Origin of the sequence: Spiractinospora alimapuensis (assembly GCF_018437505.1) — a bacterium.
Taxonomy (GTDB): Bacteria; Actinomycetota; Actinomycetes; order Streptosporangiales; family Streptosporangiaceae; genus Spiractinospora; species Spiractinospora alimapuensis.
The window spans coordinates 1,355,761-1,373,055 of sequence record NZ_CP072467.1 but is presented as its reverse complement, the minus strand read 5'-3'; the positions used below and the strand labels follow the sequence as shown (position 1 = coordinate 1,373,055).

General features: G+C 67.8%; 17 protein-coding genes and 3 tRNA genes. 11 read left to right on the top strand and 9 right to left on the bottom strand.

The genetic code is table 11. From position 1 onward, the window contains the following. Nucleotides 1–17: 17 nt before the first annotated feature. Both J4H86_RS06360 and J4H86_RS06355 read right to left on the bottom strand, forming a co-directional pair. Nucleotides 18–959 carry a thymidylate synthase gene (locus J4H86_RS06360; protein ID WP_236542573.1) on the bottom strand — a complete coding sequence of 314 codons (942 nt, stop codon included), beginning with the start codon at nt 957–959 and terminating at the stop codon, nt 18–20. Further along, on the bottom strand, nt 959–2,029 hold the full coding sequence (locus J4H86_RS06355) for an NAD-dependent epimerase/dehydratase family protein (RefSeq protein WP_236542572.1): 1,071 nt from the start codon (nt 2,027–2,029) through the stop codon (nt 959–961). Before J4H86_RS06355 ends, J4H86_RS06360 begins: the two co-directional genes overlap by 1 nt. 87 nt (nt 2,030–2,116) lie before the next feature. Between J4H86_RS06355 and J4H86_RS06350 the strand changes: the two genes are divergently transcribed. Both J4H86_RS06350 and J4H86_RS06345 read left to right on the top strand, forming a co-directional pair. Next, nucleotides 2,117–3,475: a helix-turn-helix domain-containing protein gene (locus J4H86_RS06350; protein WP_236542571.1), complete on the top strand. Its 1,359-nt coding sequence runs from the start codon at nt 2,117–2,119 to the stop codon at nt 3,473–3,475. Further along, the gene (locus J4H86_RS06345; protein ID WP_236542570.1) at nt 3,472–4,356 is read left to right on the top strand and encodes a phosphotransferase enzyme family protein; all 885 of its coding nucleotides are present in this window, start codon (nt 3,472–3,474) and stop codon (nt 4,354–4,356) included. Before J4H86_RS06350 ends, J4H86_RS06345 begins: the two co-directional genes overlap by 4 nt. 117 nt (nt 4,357–4,473) lie before the next feature. Here J4H86_RS06345 and J4H86_RS06340 read toward each other — a convergent pair whose 3' ends face one another. Continuing rightward, entirely contained in the window at nt 4,474–4,794 is a 321-nt protein-coding gene (locus tag J4H86_RS06340; protein ID WP_236542569.1) for a hypothetical protein, read from the bottom strand. After that, on the bottom strand, nt 4,791–5,192 hold the full coding sequence (locus tag J4H86_RS06335; protein ID WP_236542568.1) for an ATP-binding protein: 402 nt from the start codon (nt 5,190–5,192) through the stop codon (nt 4,791–4,793). Before J4H86_RS06335 ends, J4H86_RS06340 begins: the two co-directional genes overlap by 4 nt. Before the next feature lie 294 nt (nt 5,193–5,486). On the opposite strand from J4H86_RS06335, the gene J4H86_RS06330 reads away from it, so the two are divergent. The 4 genes from J4H86_RS06330 to J4H86_RS06315 all read left to right on the top strand — a co-directional run bounded on the left by J4H86_RS06330 (nt 5,487) and on the right by J4H86_RS06315 (nt 8,381). Then, nucleotides 5,487–6,290 (top strand): helix-turn-helix domain-containing protein, encoded by an 804-nt coding sequence (locus tag J4H86_RS06330; RefSeq protein WP_236542567.1) that lies wholly within the window; start codon nt 5,487–5,489, stop codon nt 6,288–6,290. A 2-nt stretch (nt 6,291–6,292) separates the two neighbouring features. Beyond that, the gene (locus tag J4H86_RS06325) at nt 6,293–6,475 is read left to right on the top strand and encodes a DUF397 domain-containing protein (protein WP_236542566.1); all 183 of its coding nucleotides are present in this window, start codon (nt 6,293–6,295) and stop codon (nt 6,473–6,475) included. Between the two features lie 182 nt (nt 6,476–6,657). Further along, nucleotides 6,658–7,170, top strand: a complete 513-nt coding sequence (locus J4H86_RS06320) for a hypothetical protein (RefSeq protein ID WP_236542565.1) — start codon at nt 6,658–6,660, stop codon at nt 7,168–7,170. Nucleotides 7,171–7,208: 38 nt separating this feature from the next. Beyond that, nucleotides 7,209–8,381, top strand: a complete 1,173-nt coding sequence (locus J4H86_RS06315; RefSeq protein WP_236542564.1) for a tyrosine-type recombinase/integrase — start codon at nt 7,209–7,211, stop codon at nt 8,379–8,381. Between the two features lie 96 nt (nt 8,382–8,477). On the opposite strand, the gene J4H86_RS06310 is transcribed toward J4H86_RS06315, so the two are convergent. The 3 genes from J4H86_RS06310 to J4H86_RS06300 form a co-directional block, all read right to left on the bottom strand. Beyond that, nucleotides 8,478–8,555, bottom strand: a tRNA-Val gene (locus J4H86_RS06310). An 11-nt stretch (nt 8,556–8,566) separates the two neighbouring features. Next, nucleotides 8,567–8,640 (bottom strand) — tRNA-Cys (locus J4H86_RS06305). A gap of 45 nt (nt 8,641–8,685) precedes the next feature. Further along, nucleotides 8,686–8,758, bottom strand: a tRNA-Gly gene (locus J4H86_RS06300). A 207-nt stretch (nt 8,759–8,965) separates the two neighbouring features. On the opposite strand from J4H86_RS06300, the gene J4H86_RS06295 reads away from it, so the two are divergent. Further along, entirely contained in the window at nt 8,966–10,204 is a 1,239-nt protein-coding gene (locus J4H86_RS06295) for a molybdopterin molybdotransferase MoeA (RefSeq protein ID WP_236542563.1), read from the top strand. 145 nt (nt 10,205–10,349) lie between these two features. On the opposite strand, the gene J4H86_RS06290 is transcribed toward J4H86_RS06295, so the two are convergent. Next, nucleotides 10,350–11,363, bottom strand: a complete 1,014-nt coding sequence (locus J4H86_RS06290) for a LacI family DNA-binding transcriptional regulator (RefSeq protein ID WP_236542562.1) — start codon at nt 11,361–11,363, stop codon at nt 10,350–10,352. A 198-nt stretch (nt 11,364–11,561) separates the two neighbouring features. Between J4H86_RS06290 and J4H86_RS06285 the strand changes: the two genes are divergently transcribed. The 3 genes from J4H86_RS06285 to J4H86_RS06275 are packed head-to-tail and all read left to right on the top strand — an operon-like array spanning nt 11,562 to nt 14,364. After that, nucleotides 11,562–12,440, top strand: a complete 879-nt coding sequence (locus J4H86_RS06285; RefSeq protein ID WP_236542561.1) for an ABC transporter permease — start codon at nt 11,562–11,564, stop codon at nt 12,438–12,440. A gap of 30 nt (nt 12,441–12,470) precedes the next feature. Further along, entirely contained in the window at nt 12,471–13,496 is a 1,026-nt protein-coding gene (locus J4H86_RS06280; RefSeq protein WP_236542560.1) for an ABC transporter substrate-binding protein, read from the top strand. Nucleotides 13,497–13,533: 37 nt separating this feature from the next. Continuing rightward, nucleotides 13,534–14,364 carry an ABC transporter ATP-binding protein gene (locus J4H86_RS06275; protein WP_236542559.1) on the top strand — a complete coding sequence of 277 codons (831 nt, stop codon included), beginning with the start codon at nt 13,534–13,536 and terminating at the stop codon, nt 14,362–14,364. 140 nt (nt 14,365–14,504) lie between these two features. Here the strand turns inward: J4H86_RS06275 and J4H86_RS06270 are convergent, their stop codons facing one another. Then, the gene (locus tag J4H86_RS06270) at nt 14,505–15,962 is read right to left on the bottom strand and encodes a PQQ-dependent sugar dehydrogenase (RefSeq protein ID WP_236542558.1); all 1,458 of its coding nucleotides are present in this window, start codon (nt 15,960–15,962) and stop codon (nt 14,505–14,507) included. 156 nt (nt 15,963–16,118) lie between these two features. On the opposite strand from J4H86_RS06270, the gene J4H86_RS06265 reads away from it, so the two are divergent. Beyond that, nucleotides 16,119–17,267 (top strand): Gfo/Idh/MocA family protein, encoded by a 1,149-nt coding sequence (locus tag J4H86_RS06265; RefSeq protein WP_236542557.1) that lies wholly within the window; start codon nt 16,119–16,121, stop codon nt 17,265–17,267. Nucleotides 17,268–17,295: the final 28 nt, after the last annotated feature.

The following is a 17,295-nucleotide window of genomic DNA, read 5'->3' as shown; positions in this document are numbered from 1 at the left end:
TCGTCCCTCCATTCGGGTCACGGTGCCGCGGCGATCCCGCGATGGGCCAGGTGGTGGTACCAGGTCAGCGCAGCGGGGCCGAGCACTCCGCCCGCTTGCCGCGCGACGGCCCGTGCCTCCTCGCGGTCATCAGATTTCCACAACCGGTAGCTGCGCATGGTCGAACTGAACTCTCCCCATACACCCGGGGGCTCTGGATCACTGAGGAGCGTCTGTTGCAGGAGGTCGTCGAAGGCGTTCCACTCCGCGTCCAACGGGGCAAAGGTGCGGCTTGCCTCAACCGTGCGGGGGATGCGGGCCGCATCCGGTTGATGCTGGGCGTACAGGTGCAAGGAGTCGACATGGTGGTGGTAGTCGCCCAGTTCCGCGCCTACCCAGTGCGCCATGAGCTCGTGGATCACGGTGAAGGTGAACAGGTCGTAGCAGAACCCCAGCCACAGGTCCTGGCTGCGCATGGTGGTGTGCATCTGCAGCCGACCGTCGCGGAGGTAGAAGCGAAACCCCAACGTGCAGGGCACATCCTTGTGCTCGCTGGAATCGCGGCCCGGGTCATAGAGCTGGATCACGGCTCGGCGGGTCTGCGGGTCGCGACACAGCAGGTCACGAACCCGCTCCAGTTGGTCGAGACGGCCGTTCCACCGGCGCAGCCGCGGACCATAGGCGCCCAGCAACACGCCCTCATCGGCGAAGTCACGGAGCCGATCGTTGTAGTCATAGATCCAGGCCGCATCGCTGCCTGACAGAATCCAGATCGCCTCGGCCGCGGCGAACGCCGGGTTCACCACGCGCACCGGCGCCAGCTCCACCAGGCGGCGCCGCGGCTGAGTCAGGCACAGATGAGCGCCCAGAACCTCCGAGGTCTCCAACCCCCGCGGGGCGGTCGAGGCCCCATGCCAGGACACCGCGCTGACCGCCGCAGCGAACAGTTCGTTCGCTGAGTCGCCTCGCACCGTGATCATTACTTCCCCTCCCTCACTGGCATCGAAGAGGCAGCAGGCGGTTCTTCAGCCGTGGTGGTCCGGGATAGCCAGTGCCACTGGGCCGCCATCCCTTGGGTAAGACCGACACCAGGGCGATAACCCAACACGGAAGCGGCTCGATCAAGATCAGCTTCCGTGATCACGGCTTCTCCGCCCCGCTCCGCTTGGAGACAGAAGCGGACGTGTTTGCCGGTGATGGAGGTTGCAGCCTCGAGCACCTCGTGAACCGAGGCCGTGCTCGGGCCCGCCACGTTGAGTACACACGGCGAGTCCACCGAGCACCATCCCGCAGCGGCGGTGGCCCCGATCGCGTCATCGATGAAGGTGAAGTGCCGGCGATGGGAACCATCGCCGAACACCGGAACCGGCTCGCCGGTCAACGTCGCCTCTAACACGCGGGCAATCAACATGCTCGCGCGCTGGCGTGGCCCATAGACCGTGAAGTAGCGCAGAGCCACCACCTCAAACGGCACCCGCGTGCGCCGTCCATATGCCAGGGCCAAGCGCTCGGCTGCCAGTTTCGACACCCCGTAGGGCGACAACGGCGCCGCCGGATCGATCTCCCGAAAGGGGCGCCCCGCCGATGGGCCGTACACGCTGGAGGAAGAGGCCAGTACCACCCGCTGCACTCCAACCGCCCAGCATGCCTCCAGCAGGTGCTGCGTCCCCAGGATGTTCACCTCGGCATAGCGGGTAAAGTGCCGCCCCCACGACTCTCGGACACCGCTCTGGCCTGCCAGATGGAAGACGGTCGTCACGCCCTCCAGCAGCAGCACCACACTCGGGTGGCCGACGTCGGCCTGAACGAACCGGAGGTGGGGGTGATCTAGTACCGCGCCGAGGTTCCTCCTTGCCTCGGCGTTACGCCACGGTGATCGCTCGTCCAGACCGATCACGCACCGCCCCTCAGCCAGCAAGCGCTCGACGAGATGGGACCCGATGAACCCGCCCGCTCCAGTGACGAGAACCCGCTGGGGGCAACACCCGGCCCTCGGGGTGCCGGCGACCGGGATTGTGCTGCTGTCGGAAGCCTCGACGGAAGAACTCATGGTCCTATTGAGCTAGCGCTCCCGGGAGAGAGTCGAGATGCTGAAGCGGACAACGAGGGGTGTCCGCTTCAGCACGAAGGAGGATTGATGCCCTTTCCCCCAAAGCCGCTGCGTCCCGAGCGGTCTGCGAGCGACTGGTTCGGCGCTGAGGTGCGCTACTGGCGCACTCTGCGCAGACTCACTCAGCGCGGACTTGGCCAACGCGTATGGGCCAGCGACAGCACGATCCGCAAGATCGAGACCAACGATCGCCACTGCACCGAAGAACTCGCAGCCCAGCTCGATGAGGTCCTACAGACCGGTGGAGTGCTCCGCCGCGCATGGAAACTGCTCGATGCCGAAGCCAAGGCAACATTGCCTAAGTCGGACAAACCCCCTCAGAGTGAAGCGGTTCATGGCGATAAGGCACAGGTGCGGAGCATCCTGGATGACGTGGAACGCCGAGCTTTTCTCAAATCCGCCGGAGCCGGCCTGGTCGTAGCTCCCCTGCTCGCCTTCAGCGCTTCCCTGACCGGCTTCTCTCGACCGGCGCAGATCCACTCCTCTGACATCGACCAGATGCGCGATGCGGCACAGGTCTTCACCAGTTGGGACCACAGCTACGGCGGAACCGCGATTCGCGGTGCCGTCGTCGGCCAGCTCTACTGGGCCGCCCAACTCCTGGAAGCACCCTGCCCTCCCAGCCTGCGCGACCGAGCGTTCGCGGCGGTGGCGCACTTGTTCATGGTGGGCGGTTTCATGGCCTTCGACGCCTACGCCCATGACGACGCCCGACGGGCCTTCGCCTTCGCCACCGACTGCGCCGAAGAAGCCGGCGACTGGCACTTGCGCGCCAAGATCTACTCCCACCGCTCGCGTCAGGCCATCTGGCGCGGTCGCCCCGATGACGGGCTGACCTACGCCGAACTCGGCTTGGTGCGCGCGGAACGACTCTCATCCCCCGAGCGGGCAATGCTGCACACCGCCCGGGCTCGCGCCCACGCCAAGCTGGGCCAACGCCAAGAGACCCTCGCCGCGGTCGGCGACGCCGACGACGCCTCCGCCTCCGAGTCGCCATTGCCTGCTCCCAGGTGGATGGGCTACTACGACGCCGCCCAACACGCCGGTGATACCGGGCATGCACTGTGGGATCTCGCCGTGGCCGACATCCACCCCGCTCGTCCCGCGGTCGACCGCCTGAGCGCGGCGGTTGAGGGACACGACGATGTCTATGCCCGTTCCCGCGCTATCTCCGGCGTCAAGCTCGCCTCACTGCTGATGCACCAACGCGAGGCCGAACGCGGTATCAGCGCCGCTGACCGAGCCCTGGATGACGTGGGTCGGGTGCGCTCCCGGCGTGCCGAAGACGACCTGCGTGAACTCCACGACATCGCCGGCCACGTTGCCCCCGAGCGAGACGTGAACGAGCTGCGCGAACGCATCGCGACCCTCGTGGCTGCCTCATGACGATCCCCGATCCCTACGCGCGCATTCTGGCCACTGCCGCTCGCCACGCCGAGATCGTCCCCGAGGCTGCCGAGGTCATCCGCCTGGGTGAGAACGCGGTCATGCGTGTGCGGGCTGGTGCCGTAGCGCGCATCGCCCGGCCCGGGCAACACGCCGCTGCGGCGCGGGAGGTCGCATTATCCCGTTGGCTTGCCGAGCAAGGTGTTGCGGCGGTGCGCGTGCTCGATGTCGACCAACCCACCATGGTGGGCGAGTATGCCGTGACCTGGTGGGAAGAGCTACCTCCGCACGGTCCGGGAAGGGTTGCCGACGTTGCCCATCTGATCCGTGCCCTGCACGCGCTCACCCCGCCGCGGGACCTGCCGCTGGGTCGTCTCGATCCGTTCGTGCGGCTGGACCAGCGCATCGACCAGGCCACCACTCTGACCGCCGGCGATCGCGACTGGCTACGCGGCTACCTCGCCGACCTCCGCGACGCGTGGAACGAACTCCCTGACGGCTTGGGCGAGTGCGTGGTGCACGGCGATGCGTGGGTCGGCAACATCGCCCGCACAACCGACGGTGCGACCTGGCTGATGGACTTGGAACGGTCCTCGATCGGACGACCCGAATGGGACCTGGTCTCCACCGCAATCAAGCACACGTCCTTCGGGTGGGTCTCGGCTGCGGAGTACCGCCACTTCATAGGGATCTACGGACACGACGTCACTACCGGGGCCGGGTTCGAGACCCTGCGCGACATCCGCGAGCTGCGGATGTGCCTCTACTTCGCCCAACACGCCCCCAATAAGCCTTCCATGTGCACGGAAGCTGACTTCCGACTCGCCTGTGTCAGAGGCCAATACGGCCCTCGCCCCTGGCCATGGACACCAGGTCACTAGGCGTGGTGCCGTTGAAGTGTTCCTGCTGGGGAGCTGAGAGGGCCCTGCGGCTCCCCCTCCTGTGTGCCGCGGGGCCCGGGGTGCTCGGCCGGTTCTGGCGCGCGGCCGGGCTGGTTCTCAGTCGGACTGGGTGAGGATGGCGTGAATTTGGCGTTCGAGTGGGACTGTGCTCTCCAGCGGGAGGTGGAGTTCGGGGTAGTTGGGGTCGGTGGCCCAGCCGTTACTTGTGGCGGTGAGGTGGACTGCTTGGTCGCCTCGGCGGACGAGAACCCGGAACGCGTCTTCGTCGAGTTCGGTGGTGATGCCGTCGCGGTGCAGTCGGGGTGAGTGGAGGGCGAGGTTGCGGCAGGCCCGCACGAACTCGTTCACGGGAGGTGGCTTGGGCCGTAGTTGTTCCCGTTCTTCGGGGGTGAGCGGAGGCACGGGGCGGAAGCTCATTGTGTCCCCCGTAGCGCAAATTCGGCGACGACGGTGCAGCGGCTCTGTGTAGTGGATGTCCACCAGTTGGAGGCCAGGGCCTGCACGATTGTGAGCCCCCGTCCTCCGGGCTCCAGGGAGAGGGGCCGGCGAGGGTGGGGAATGGAAGTTGCGCCGGCGTCGGTTACCGCGACGATGAGGTGAGTGGCTCCCAGCCGGAGGACGACCGTATAGCGGCCGCCTTTCACTCCGCTGCGGGAGTGACGTACCGCGTTGGTGGCCAGTTCGCTGAGGATGACTTCCGCGTCCTGTTGCAGCACCAGGGGAACTCGCGTTGGGGCGAGGAACTGCCGCAGGCATTCGCGTGTCTGCGGAATTGAGTCCGCGGTTCCCGGGAACTGCCGTTCGCGGATCTTCATGATGCGGCTCCTTCCCGAGGTCCGCAGGTGCACCACCAGGACCAGCGGTTCCTTACGGCTATGTAGCGCCGGATGCGCGCCGGTCCACGGCGACGCCACCGATGAACCTCAGGGCGAGCGATAGCGTTGGGTCTGTCCATTGGGGAGACCTCCCGATGGGCCATGCCCCCGGACGGGAGTCAGCCGTCGCGGGGGCTGTGTTCTTTCAAGACAGAATCCCGCTCTTTTGGCTACGCCGCCAGAGATGCTCCACACTTGTGAATTCTTCGAGCATGTGTAGCGAAAATGTGTCACATGAAGCACCATGAAGCCATGGGTGATCGATATTGGAAACGATGGGGGGCTGAACTGCGCACTCTTCGAGAGCGTGCGGATGTCAGCCAGGCCGCTCTCGGACGAGTGCTCAACATCGCACGACCCACGCTGGGCGCCTACGAGCGAGGAGAACGCCGACCTCGCCGGCAGCATGCCGTGGAGGCGGATGAGTTCCTCTCTGCCGGAGGAGTTCTCGTGCAGATGTGGGAGGAAGCGCAGGAAGGTGGTGAGGTACCCCAAGAGTGGCGTGACTTCGAACGGACGGAGCTTCAGGCACTCACCATTCGAGGCTTCCATCCCACGCTTGTGCCTGGACTGCTCCAGACGCGGGACTACGTCGAGGCGATCCTGCGCAACGGCGGATGGAACAAGGCGCAGGCCGATCGTCTCGCCCAAGAACGCGCCGATCGCCTGAAAAACCTTGAGGACACGGCGCTGACATTCGTTATCAATGAAGAAGTCCTCCGGAGAGGACACGGATCAAGCAACATCCTGCTAGGACAGTTGGATTACCTGCACGACCTCATGGAGCACCGTCGAATCCGCCTGCAGATCATCCCGCTCAGCACGCTCCAGCACCCCTGCCCAGACGGCGCCTTCCGCCTGATGCTGCTACGCAACGGCACCCTGATCGGGCATGAACAGTACCTTTCGGGCGTTAACGTCGTTCAGGGCGCCCGCGCTGAACAACTCGTCGAGCTGTTCGGACATCTTCAGGGCGAGGCCCGCTCCCCCCAGGAGTCCATGCAGCTGGTCGACACCATCCGAAGGGAACTCAGGTGAGCATGAGGCAGTGGACCAAGTCCAGCTACAGCGGAGCACGCGAGCCCGACTGCGTCGAATGCCGCATCGGCGACACCGAACACGTCCACATGCGGGACAGCCAACACCCCCACCTCAACCACCTAGCCATCCCCGCACCCGAGTGGAACGCCTTCCTCCACGCGGTGCGGCACAACGAACTCTGAAGCGCCCAAGCAGGTGAATTTGAGGTTCACCGGTATTTGCAAATCGTGCTAAGTCCTCCATGGAGCCCAAATGTTCGCGAATCCCAATGGAGTTCGCAGTTGGTATTTGGGTCTGGAGCTGATCTCGGACGTGTGCTTAGTCTCAGCGGACCTGCTGTGGTGGTCCGGGCTGAGGAGGGCGTATGGTGCGGCTGCGCCGGAGTGTGGTGGCTGTGCTTGTGGTGCTGGTTTCGGCCTGCGCGCAGGAACATTCCGAGACGCCTGAGGTAGAGGAGCCGGAGTCCGCTCCTCCCTCGGATGAGGAACTCGCTCTCGAGGCGTATGAGGGCATGTGGGATGTGTATATCGAGGCGTCCCAGGAGGGCGAAGCAGCTCCGAGTGACCTGGAACGCTATGCGATGGGGCAGGCGGCCGAGCATATTCTCGGCACGCTCTCTGAGCGTGCCGAAGCCGGGGAAGTTGCTCTTGGTCGCCCTGAAATCTCCCCGGACGTGGGAGACGTCGGTGACACCGAGATCGTTATCGACGACTGCGTTGATTCCAGTGAATGGCTGCGTGGGGATGCTGAGTCGGGGGAAGCTCTCGAGGACGACCCGACCGAACCCCTGATGCGTCGGGTTGAAGCGACCGTCGTTTACGACGGTCTCGCGTGGCGCGTTGAGGAGTTCCTGATCGGACAGCGCGACTCATGTTGAGGCGAACGTTCGCCGCTATCCTGGCCACCAGTTGGCGCGTGCGCTACAAGAGACCCGATGGGTGGGCCTCCAGATCGGGGTTTGCGACCAAAGAGGCCGCGCGCGACTGGGGCGAGGAGCAGGAGGCCGAGGTGCGCGCTCGCACCTGGATCGCGCCTGAGGACCGGGAGGTCGCCTTTAGCGTCTTCGCCGAGCAGTGGATGGAGTCCGCCCGGCTCTCCGACAATACCCGGGCGAAGTACCGCACCTACCTGGACACCCACATCCTGCTCGAGTGGGGCGACTGGCCACTGATCGCCATCTTCAACAACCATCTCGAGATCCAAGGCTGGGTCAACCGGCTCCACGACAACCTGGCCGAGCCCAGCGTGTCCTCGGTCTTCGCGCTGTTCTCCACGATCCTCAACACCGCGGTGCGTGCCCGCAGGATCCCGGCCAACCCGTGCAACGGCATCCGGGTCACCTCCGGTGACTATGCGGCTGACCGGCAGGTCGCCACTCCGGCACAGGTGCTGCGCGCGGCGATGCGGTTGCACCACACCTCCGGCCGGGCGGGCTTCGTGCTGTGCCTGCTCAATGGTTACACCGGGGCGCGCTGGTCGGAGTTGGTGGCCTTGGAGCCCCACGACTATGACGAGGTCAACCACGCGTTCCCGGTGCGCACCCCGCTACAGGAGACCGCCGGCCGGCTGACCAAGGCCAAGCGGACTAAAACACCGGCGGGGAAACGCTGGATCCAACTGCCGGGGTTCCTCGCTGCCCTCTACACAGACCTGATCGATGATGCGGAGCCCGGGGCGTCCCTGTTCGCCGGGTCCCGTGGCGGGCAGTTGCGTCGTGGGAACTTCCGCTCCCGGTTCTGGCGTCCCGCCTGGGACGGCCAGCCCGACAACGACGAGCCTTGGCTGCGGGCGCCCATCCTGCCCGACTTCACCTTCAACGAGGGCCGCCACACCCACCGCACCTGGCTCGCTGAGGACGGCATCCCTGAGGTGGCCCGCGCTGCCCGGCTCGGGCATCGGATGCGGGGGATGGGCAACGTCTACGAACACGTCACACCCGCGATGAAAGAACACGTCTGCGCTGCCCTGGATACACGGTGGCGCCACAGCCTGCAGGTACTGAAACCGCACGAACGCGAATGGATCGTGGAGACGGTCCCGCGACTCGGTGAGTACTACCGTGCGCCCGGCGAACAGAAGGTGCCGTGAGGGTGCCGGAGTAAGATCATCTCCAGATTGGCTCCACAGTGGGGCCTTAGCTAACTGAAGAAGACCATATGAATGGCCCCTGACCTGCGACTGCTTTGGTGGGCGATACTGGATTCGAACCAGTGACCTCTACCGTGTCAAGGTAGCGCTCTAACCAGGCTGAGCTAACCGCCCTCTGTCTTGCTTGGAGGTGGAGACGGGATTTGAACCCGTGTAGACGGCTTTGCAGGCCGCTGCCTCGCCTCTCGGCCACTCCACCGGATTCGAACCGGACGTACCAACTGGAGGTAAGCCCTGATCTCCGAGCGGACGACGGGATTCGAACCCGCGACCCTCACCTTGGCAAGGTGATGCTCTACCAGCTGAGCCACGTCCGCGCGCTTGCCCCGGGGTTCTTGCTCTTTGGCCTCTCCCCGGTGGCGCACTTAGAACTGTAGCGGAATCTCGTCAGACAGCAAATCGGGTTGTTGGGCAGGGTTGGTGGGCGCGCCACCGCGCATCCTGCGGGAGTGAGAGGCGAGTGGGCGGTAGAAAAGAAGCATGCAGGTGAACGTGGGTGGTTGGAACCGGAACGGGGTGCTGTGATGGGTGGACGACACCGTCCAAGGACGTCGTGGTCCCAGGCCCGGGCCCTGGCGGTGGAGGTCGGCGAGTGGGCCGCCCGGCGGGCGGGGGAGTGGACCGCCAACGTCGGGCTGGACGGGGCGCTCGGCGCGACGACCGCCGACGACGTGATTGCCCCCATGGCGCTGCCCGCGTTCGACGCGGCCGCCATGGACGGGTACGCCGTCTGTGGGGAGGGGCCCTGGACCGTCGTCGCGCGCCAGCTCGCGGGACAGCAGGAGTCCCCGACGCCGCTCACCCAGGGGGAGGCGATGGAGATCGCCACCGGCGCCCTCGCCCCCAAGGGGACGACCGCCGTGCTGCCCTACGAGGCGGCGCACCGCCAGGACCGCACGGTCTCCGGGGAGATCACCCAGGGCCGGCACGTGCGTTGGACGGGTGAGGAGATCGCCCTGGGCGACACCGTGGTGCCCGCCGGGCGGGAGGTGACGTCGGCCGCGCTGGGGATGCTCGCCGGTCTCGCCGTCGACCGCGTGCGCGTGGCACGTCCCACGGTTCTTCCTCTCGTCACCGGCGACGAGGTCCTCAGCGCCGGGCTCCCGGAGCAGGGCCAGGTCCGCGACGCCATCGGTCCGATGCTGCCCGGCTTGGTGCGTTGGGCCGGTGGGGAGCCGCTCCCGGGGCTGGCGGTGACGGACGACCGCGCCGCGCTGCGGACCATACTCCGGGCGCTGTCCGACCCCGGGCCGAGCGACGACGCGCCTCCGTGCGTCATCGCCGTCTGCGGGGCGTCCTCCGCGGGGCCCGCGGACCACCTCCGGTCGGTCCTCAGCGACCTCGGCGCGCAGACAGTCGTGGACGGGGTGGCCTGCCGCCCCGGACACCCGCAGCTCCTGGCCCGGTTCGGTACGGACGACGCCCCCGGCCCGGTGGTGGTCGGACTTCCCGGCAACCCCTACGCGGCGCTGGTCGCGGCGTTGACGCTCCTGGTCCCGGTCCTGTGCGCGGCGACCGGACGCGCCGACCCCTCCCTGGCCGCCCCCGAACGGGCGCGCCTGGACTTCGGGGACGCGCCACGGCCGGCGGCGGGCCAGGACACCCGCCTCATCGCGGTGAGGGTGCGTGAGGGCATCGCCTACCCGCTGGGTGGTGACAGCCCGGGCAACCTCCGCGGCGCCGCGCTCGCGGACGCCCTCGCCGTCCTACCGCCGAACGAGGAGGAGGCCGAGGAGGTCGCCCTCATCAGCCTGCCCCGCTGACCCCGACGACGGCGCGGGGCCGGCGGGACCGACGAGGCGGCCGGTCGAATCCCACCGGGTCCTCGGTCTCCAACAGCGTTCGCGGTGTCGCGGTGCCCGGCCCCACCGGCGCCGGAGGCGTGGGCAGGGCCGGGGGAGTCGAGGTTCAGCGCGGGGGGCGGGTGCTGTCCCGGACCACGAGGGTCGCCGGGAACGTCTCGGTCACCGCGGGGTGCTCCTGGCGGCTCAGGGCGAGGGTCATGGCCCGTTCGCCCATCTCCACCAGCGGGAGCCTGATGGTGGTGAGCGGGGGCGTGACGTCGCGCGCGATCGGCATGTCGTTGAAGCCGATCACCGACACGTCCTCGGGTACCCGGAGTCCCCGGTCGCGCAGGACGGCCATCACCCCGACCGCCATCGCGTCGTTGTGCGCGGCGATCGCCGTGACCCGCGGCCAGCGCCGGAGCAGGCGGTCGGTGGCCTCGGCGCCGCCGTCGCGGGTGAAGTCACCGTGCCACACGCGGTCGCCGCCGATCTCGACCTCGTGCTCCTCGGCCGCGCTGCGCATGCCGGTCATCCGGTCGGCCACGGTGGTCAGGCCGGGAGGACCAGTGACGACCGCGAGCTCCCGGTGTCCCTGTCCGAACAGGTGCCGGCCGGCGGCGTAGCCTCCGGACACGTTGTCGGGGGCGATCGTGTCCCCGACGATGGGGTGACGACCGACGACGGTGACCCGGCCCCCTCCTTCGGAGAACGCGTTGAGGCCGCGGACCAGGGTCCGGGTCGCCTCGGGGTCCACATAGCCGCTACCCACCAGCACCAGCGCCTCGACCCGTTGGGCGCGGAGCTGGGCGAGGTAGTCGGCCTCGCGTTCCGGGGCGCGGTAGGAGTTGCAGATCAGGACGAGTCGGTTGTGGCGGATGGCCACCTGCTGCAGGCCGCGGGTGATCTCGGCGAAGTAGGGGTCGCTGACGTCGTGGACCACGACGCCCACGGTGGGGTTCTTCGCACTCACCAGCGCCCGTGCGTGGGCGTTGGGAACGTACTGCAGCTCCTCCGACGCCGCCAACACCCGTTGCCGCAGCTCCGGCGCGACTCCGTAGGAGGAGTCGTTCATGACCCGTGATGCCGTCGCCAGCGAGACTCCCGCTAGCCGGGCAACGTCGGTCAAGGTCGCCATGTGCTTCCTCTCCGACGTGTCGCTCTCCTGCCGCGCATGGTGGACCTCCTCATCCTAGGTTGGTGCGCCGAAGCACGCCGGCGCCTGTTCCTCGGTCGCCGTCAGGATCGTGACAGATCTTCGCCGCCGGATCTTGACAGTGACGCGTGACACAGAGCTAGGCTACAGAAAACGTTTTCTACGCGACGGGAAACGCCGATGAGCGAGGTTATGGAGCGCAAGCCAACCGTGACCCGGGACCGCGAACCCCACGGTGCGGCCCGCGAGACCCCGCGTTCTCCACTGGTGACATCACTGGCCAACCTGGTCGAGGCCAGTTGGCGCCCAGCGTTGCTGCTCCTGGGCCTACTCGCGGTCTGGGCACTCGTCGCCTGGCAGGAGTGGGTCCGGCCCTACCTGGTTCCCGCCCCATGGGACGTGGCGGACTCCCTGCTCGTCTCCGACCGCGCGATGCTCCTCACCCACACCTGGGTCACGTTGTACGAGACCGTCATCGGATTCGTGCTCGCCACCGTCATCGGCCTGGTCTGCGCGCTGGGCATCGTCTACTCGCGCACCATCGAACGCACGCTCTACCCGCTGCTCCTCTTCGCCCAGGTCATCCCGAAGGTGGCCATCGCGCCCTTGTTCGTCATCTGGATGGGTTTCGGCCCAGGGCCCAAGATCCTGGTGGCGGTCCTGGTGGCGTTCTTCCCGGTGGTGATCTCGGGTGTCGCCGGGCTGCGGTCGGTTCCGCCGGAGCTGCTGCACCTGTCAGCCAGCATGGGCGCGAGCAGGTGGCAGACCTTCCGCAAGATCCGCTTCCCCACCGCGTTGCCGCACCTGTTCTCCGGTCTGAAGGTGGCGATCACACTCGCGGTGGTCGGCGCTGTGGTCGGTGAGTTCGTGGGCGCGAACGAGGGGCTCGGGTACCTGCTGCTCGTCGCCAACGGCAACCTGAACTCCACCCTGCTCTTCGCGGTCCTGATCGCCATGTCGCTGATGGGCATCCTGCTCTTCGTTCTCGTGGAGCTCGCGGAGCGCCTGGCGATTCCGTGGCACGCGAGCCGCCGTGAGGACACCGTCGCCACGGCCTGACCCCGGCCCGACCACCCAGAGGAGAAGCTCATGCCCCCAAGCTCCGCTTTCCGCATGCCCACCGCCGTCAAGGCGGCGTGCGTCGCCCTCCCGCTCGTCCTCGCCGCGTCCGCCTGCGGCGGGGGAGACGGCGACGACGGTGAGGGCCTCGCCGAGGTCACCCTGACCCTGAACTGGGTTCCCTACGGCGAGCACGCGCCGTTCTACTACGGCCTGCAGCAGGGCTTCTTCGAGGAGGAGGGAATCGACCTCACGATCCAGCCGGGGGAGGGATCTCTGGTGGTGGCCCAGGCCGCGGGCCAGGGCCAGGTCGACTACGGCTGGGCCGACGCGCCCTCGATGGTCACGGCGGCGAGCGAGGGGGTGCCGGTGCGCAGCATCGGGGTGTTCCTTCAGCGGAACCCCGCCGCCATCCAGTGTTTCAGTGATACCGGGATCTCGGAGCCGCAGGACCTGGTCGGTCGGGACATGGCGATCTCACCGGGGGACGCGCTCAGTCAGACGCTGCCGATCTTCCTCGACGCCAACGACATGAGCGAGGACGACATCCAGATGCAGCACGTCGACTCCGCGGCCAAGATTCCCACCCTGATCGAGGAGCAGGCGGACTGCATCACCGGCTTCGGGCACGACCAGGCCCCCACCATCGAGGCCGAGTCCGGCCGCGACGTCGACGTCATGTACTACATCGACTGGGCACCCAACTTCCTCGGCAACGGTCTGCTGACCCAGGAGGACCGGATCGAGGACAACCCCGAGGAGGTCCGCGGGATGTTGGAGGCGTCCACGCGTTCCTGGGAGGCCGCCCAGGAGGACGTCCAGGCCGCCGTGGAGGCGATGGACGAGATGGCGGAGGAGAACCCCTCCACCGAGGTCATGGCCGAACAGCTCGAGGCCAGCTTCGAGCTCCTCTACACGGAGAACACCGAGGGCGAGCGGCCGGGGGTGAACGCGGTCGAGGATTGGGAGCAGACGCTCGCGGTGCTCGCCGAACACACCGAGATCACGGCGGACGGCGAGCCGGCCGACTACTGGGAGGAGTCCCTGGCGGAGTGATGTGTCGGTGAACGTCCGTGGCGAAAGGAACACGCCGATGAAACGCGTGGTGGACGCAGCTCCCCAACAACCCGACGTCGACCCTCCGGCGTCGCCCGAACCCGCTCTGGACATCCGCGACCTGACCTGTACGTTCTCCGGCAAGCACGGCGCGGTGACCGCGGTCGACGACGTCAGTGTGCGGGTCGCGACGGGCGAGTTCGTGTCGTTGGTGGGCCCGTCGGGCTGTGGCAAGTCGACGATGCTGAAGCTGGCCGCGGGTCTGGTCGCACCCACCGTGGGGGACATCTCACTGCTCGGGGAGCCCGTACGCGGTCCGCAGCACCGGATCGGGTTCGTGTTCCAGAGTGCGGCCCTGCTGGAGTGGCGCTCCGCCCGCCGCAACATCCTGATCCAGGCCGAGATCCGCGGCATGGACAAGCGGCGGGCCGCGGAGCGCTGCGACGAACTGATGGCCACGACGGGCCTCACCGGGTTCGAGGAGGCCTACCCCCATCAGCTCTCCGGCGGGATGCAGCAGCGGGTCGCCCTGTGCCGGGCCCTGCTCCACGAGCCGCCGGTCCTGCTCATGGACGAGCCCTTCGGCGCCCTGGACGCGCTCACGCGGGAACAGATGAACGTCGAGCTCCACCGCATCTGGCGCGTCACCGGCACCACCATCGTCCTGGTGACGCACTCGATCTCCGAGGCGGTGTACCTGTCCAACCGGGTGCTGGTGATGAGCCCCCGACCGGGACGCATCGTCACCGAGCTCGACGTCGACCTCCCCGAGGAACGGGACTACGCCACCACGTTGGCCGATCCGACGTTCGCCACCCTCACCGCCGAGATCCGCGACCTCTTGGGGGCCTCGGCGTCCCACGAGTAGAACGCCCAAGTACGGGGCCCGGAGCACGTGCTCCGGGCCCCGTAGTTGGCGGGCGCGTTCGCGCGCGGAGGATAGCGACGGGACGGTCCCGTCGGGAGCGCGGGCCCGGACGATCCCGACCGGGCCCGCGCCCGATGTCTTCAGACCCGGCTGGCGTCGGTGATGCGCCAGACCGACCCGCTGCCCTTGGACAACAGGTAGAGCTCGCCGGCGGCGTCGATGCCGAAGCGCAGGTCGACGCGTTCCTCGTCCGCGAGTTCCGCCATGGACACCTCGTTGCCGTCCGCGTCGAGGACGCGGAGCTGGTGGATGGGGGCGAGATCGTCGGACTCACGGTCCATCTGGCCGGCCCGGGTCCAGTAGAGCTCGCCGCTCACGATGTCGCCGAACAGGTACAGGCCGTTGAGCTGGCCGATGTCGCCGCGGTAGACGAAACCCCCCACCGTGGCGACGCCCAGGTCACCGGTTTCCCCGGGCTCCCGGTTGTGGTCGTAGGCCGCGACGGGGTAGGTGTAGCCGTTGAGGTGGTCGTCCTCGGGCAGGGGGTAGATGAGGCGGTCCGACTCCACCCGGAATGGACCTTCGCGATCGGCCCACCCGAAGTTGTCGCCGGCGCGCACCTCGTACACCGACTCGATGTGCCACTCGCCGATGTTGGCGAGGAACATGCGGTGGTCCCCGTTGGGGTCCCAACTGAACCGGTGCGGGTTGCGCAGGCCGAGGGCGTAGATCTCGCCCAGCGCGTCCTCCTCGTCGACGAAGGGGTTGTCCCCGGGGATGCCGTAGGCGCCGTTTCCGCTGTCGTCGCCCAGCGGATCGACGCGCAGGATGGACCCCTCCGGCCGGTCCAGTTGTTGCGGCGCCGGTCCGGTGACACTGCCGCCCCCGTCCCCGACGGCCAGGTAGAGCAGACCGTGGTCGGCGTCGCCGGGTTCCGCGGTGGGGTTGAAGTTGATCTCCTGGAAGCCGTGGATGAAGGTTTCGAAGCCCAGGCGCAGGACCTCGCGTTGGCTGCCGGAGAACTCGTCGGCCTCCGGGTCGTCGGCGCGCCACTCCGTGATGACGCCGTGGTGGGCGACGTCGTCGGGGTCGGGCGCGGGGAGGTCGGGGGTCTCCTCCTCCAGTGCGTCACGTCCCTCGGTGTGCACCGTGTAGAACAGGCCGTTCTCGGCGAAGTCGGGGTGGAAGGCCGCGAATCCGAACCCGCTGCCCAGCCCCTGGTGGTCCCAGAACTCCGGCGCGAACTCGCCGCCCACGTCGAGGTAGGGGGAGACATCGCCCTCGGGAGAGAGCACGTAGAGCATTCCGTTGAGGTCGGGCACGAACTGCCGTCCCGATCCGTCGGGGATCTCGCCGAGGTAGTTGATGCGGTTCTCGCGGTTGAGACGCCCGTCGGTCGGTGGGGGGTCGGGCTGTGACGGCGGGAGCTGCGCGTGCTCCTCGACGGTGATGGCGAGGTCACTGGGGGCGGGGTCGGGGAGGGGGTCCCAGATGGGGTCGTCGCTGTCGGCAAGCGCGGGGGTCGTGGTCGCGATGAGGGCCACGGCGCCGAACGTCGCGATGGGCGCGAGTCGGCGTCGAGTGGGGGGACTGGACATCCACACCTCCTGGCAAGAAAACGCTTTCTAATCTAGGCTCGGGAGTGCTGGCCCCCCTTGTCAACCCGCTGATCCGTAACGCACCGGCGTATCCGGGTGTTTCTCCCGGACAGACACGCCGGAGAAGAAAGCGTTTTCTGTGAAGGAGAGCAGTCCATGGATGATCGTGTCCTCGGCGTGGCGATGAACGGTGTCACCGGTCGCATGGGGTACCGACAGCACCTCGTGCGATCCATCCTCGCCATCCGCGCCGACGGTGGTGTGCCGTTGCCGGACGGCACCCGGGTCATTCCCGAACCGGTCCTGGTCGGACGGTCGGAACGCAAGCTGCGAGCGATCGCGGAACAACACGGGGTGGAGCGGTGGACCACCGACCTCGACTCCGTCCTCAGCGACCCCTCCGTACACGTGTACTTCGACAGCCAGGTCACCAACGTGCGCGAGGACGCGGTCCGCCGCGCCGTCGCCGCCGGCAAACACATCTACGCGGAGAAGCCCGTCGCCGACACCGAGGCCGCGGCACTGGAGCTCGCGCGACTGGTGGAGGACGCGGGCCTGAAGAGCGGTGTTGTGCAGGACAAGTTGTTCCTGCCGGGGTTGCGGAAGCTGCGTCGGCTGGTCGACGGCGGGTTCTTCGGGCGGATCCTGTCGGTCCGTGGGGAGTTCGGCTACTGGGTCTTCGAGGGGGACTGGCAGGACGCCCAGCGGCCGAGCTGGAACTATCGCGCCGAGGACGGCGGCGGCATCGTGCTGGACATGTTCCCGCACTGGAACTACGTGCTGGAGCACATCTTCGCGCCGGTGTCAGCGGTGACGGCCCGGATGGCGACGCACGTCCCGGACCGGGTCGGCGAGGACGGCTCGGCCTACGCGGCGACTGCGGACGACGCCGCGTACGCGATCCTCGAGCTCGCCAACGGCACCATTGCCCAGATCAACTCCTCCTGGTGTGTGCGCGTCAACCGGGACGAGCTCGTGGAGTTCCAGGTGGACGGCACGCTCGGCAGCGCGGTGGCCGGTCTGCGCGAGTGCCGTGCCCAGTCCCGTGCCACCACGCCCCGCTGTGCCTGGGACCCCGACCGTGCGGAGGCCCAGCCCTACCGGCAGCAGTGGCAGACCGTCCCGGACAACGGCGAGTTCACCAACGGCTTCCGCAGGCAGTGGGAGCTGTTCCTGGCCCACCTGTTCACCGACGAGTCCTTCCCCTACGACTTTCGGGCGGGGGCACGTGGGCTGCGCCTGGCCGAGGCAGCGCAGCGGTCCTCGGCGGAGGGACGCCGTGTCGAGATCGCGAGCGGCGAGTGAGACCACGAACGGAAGGAGGGAGCGTGGT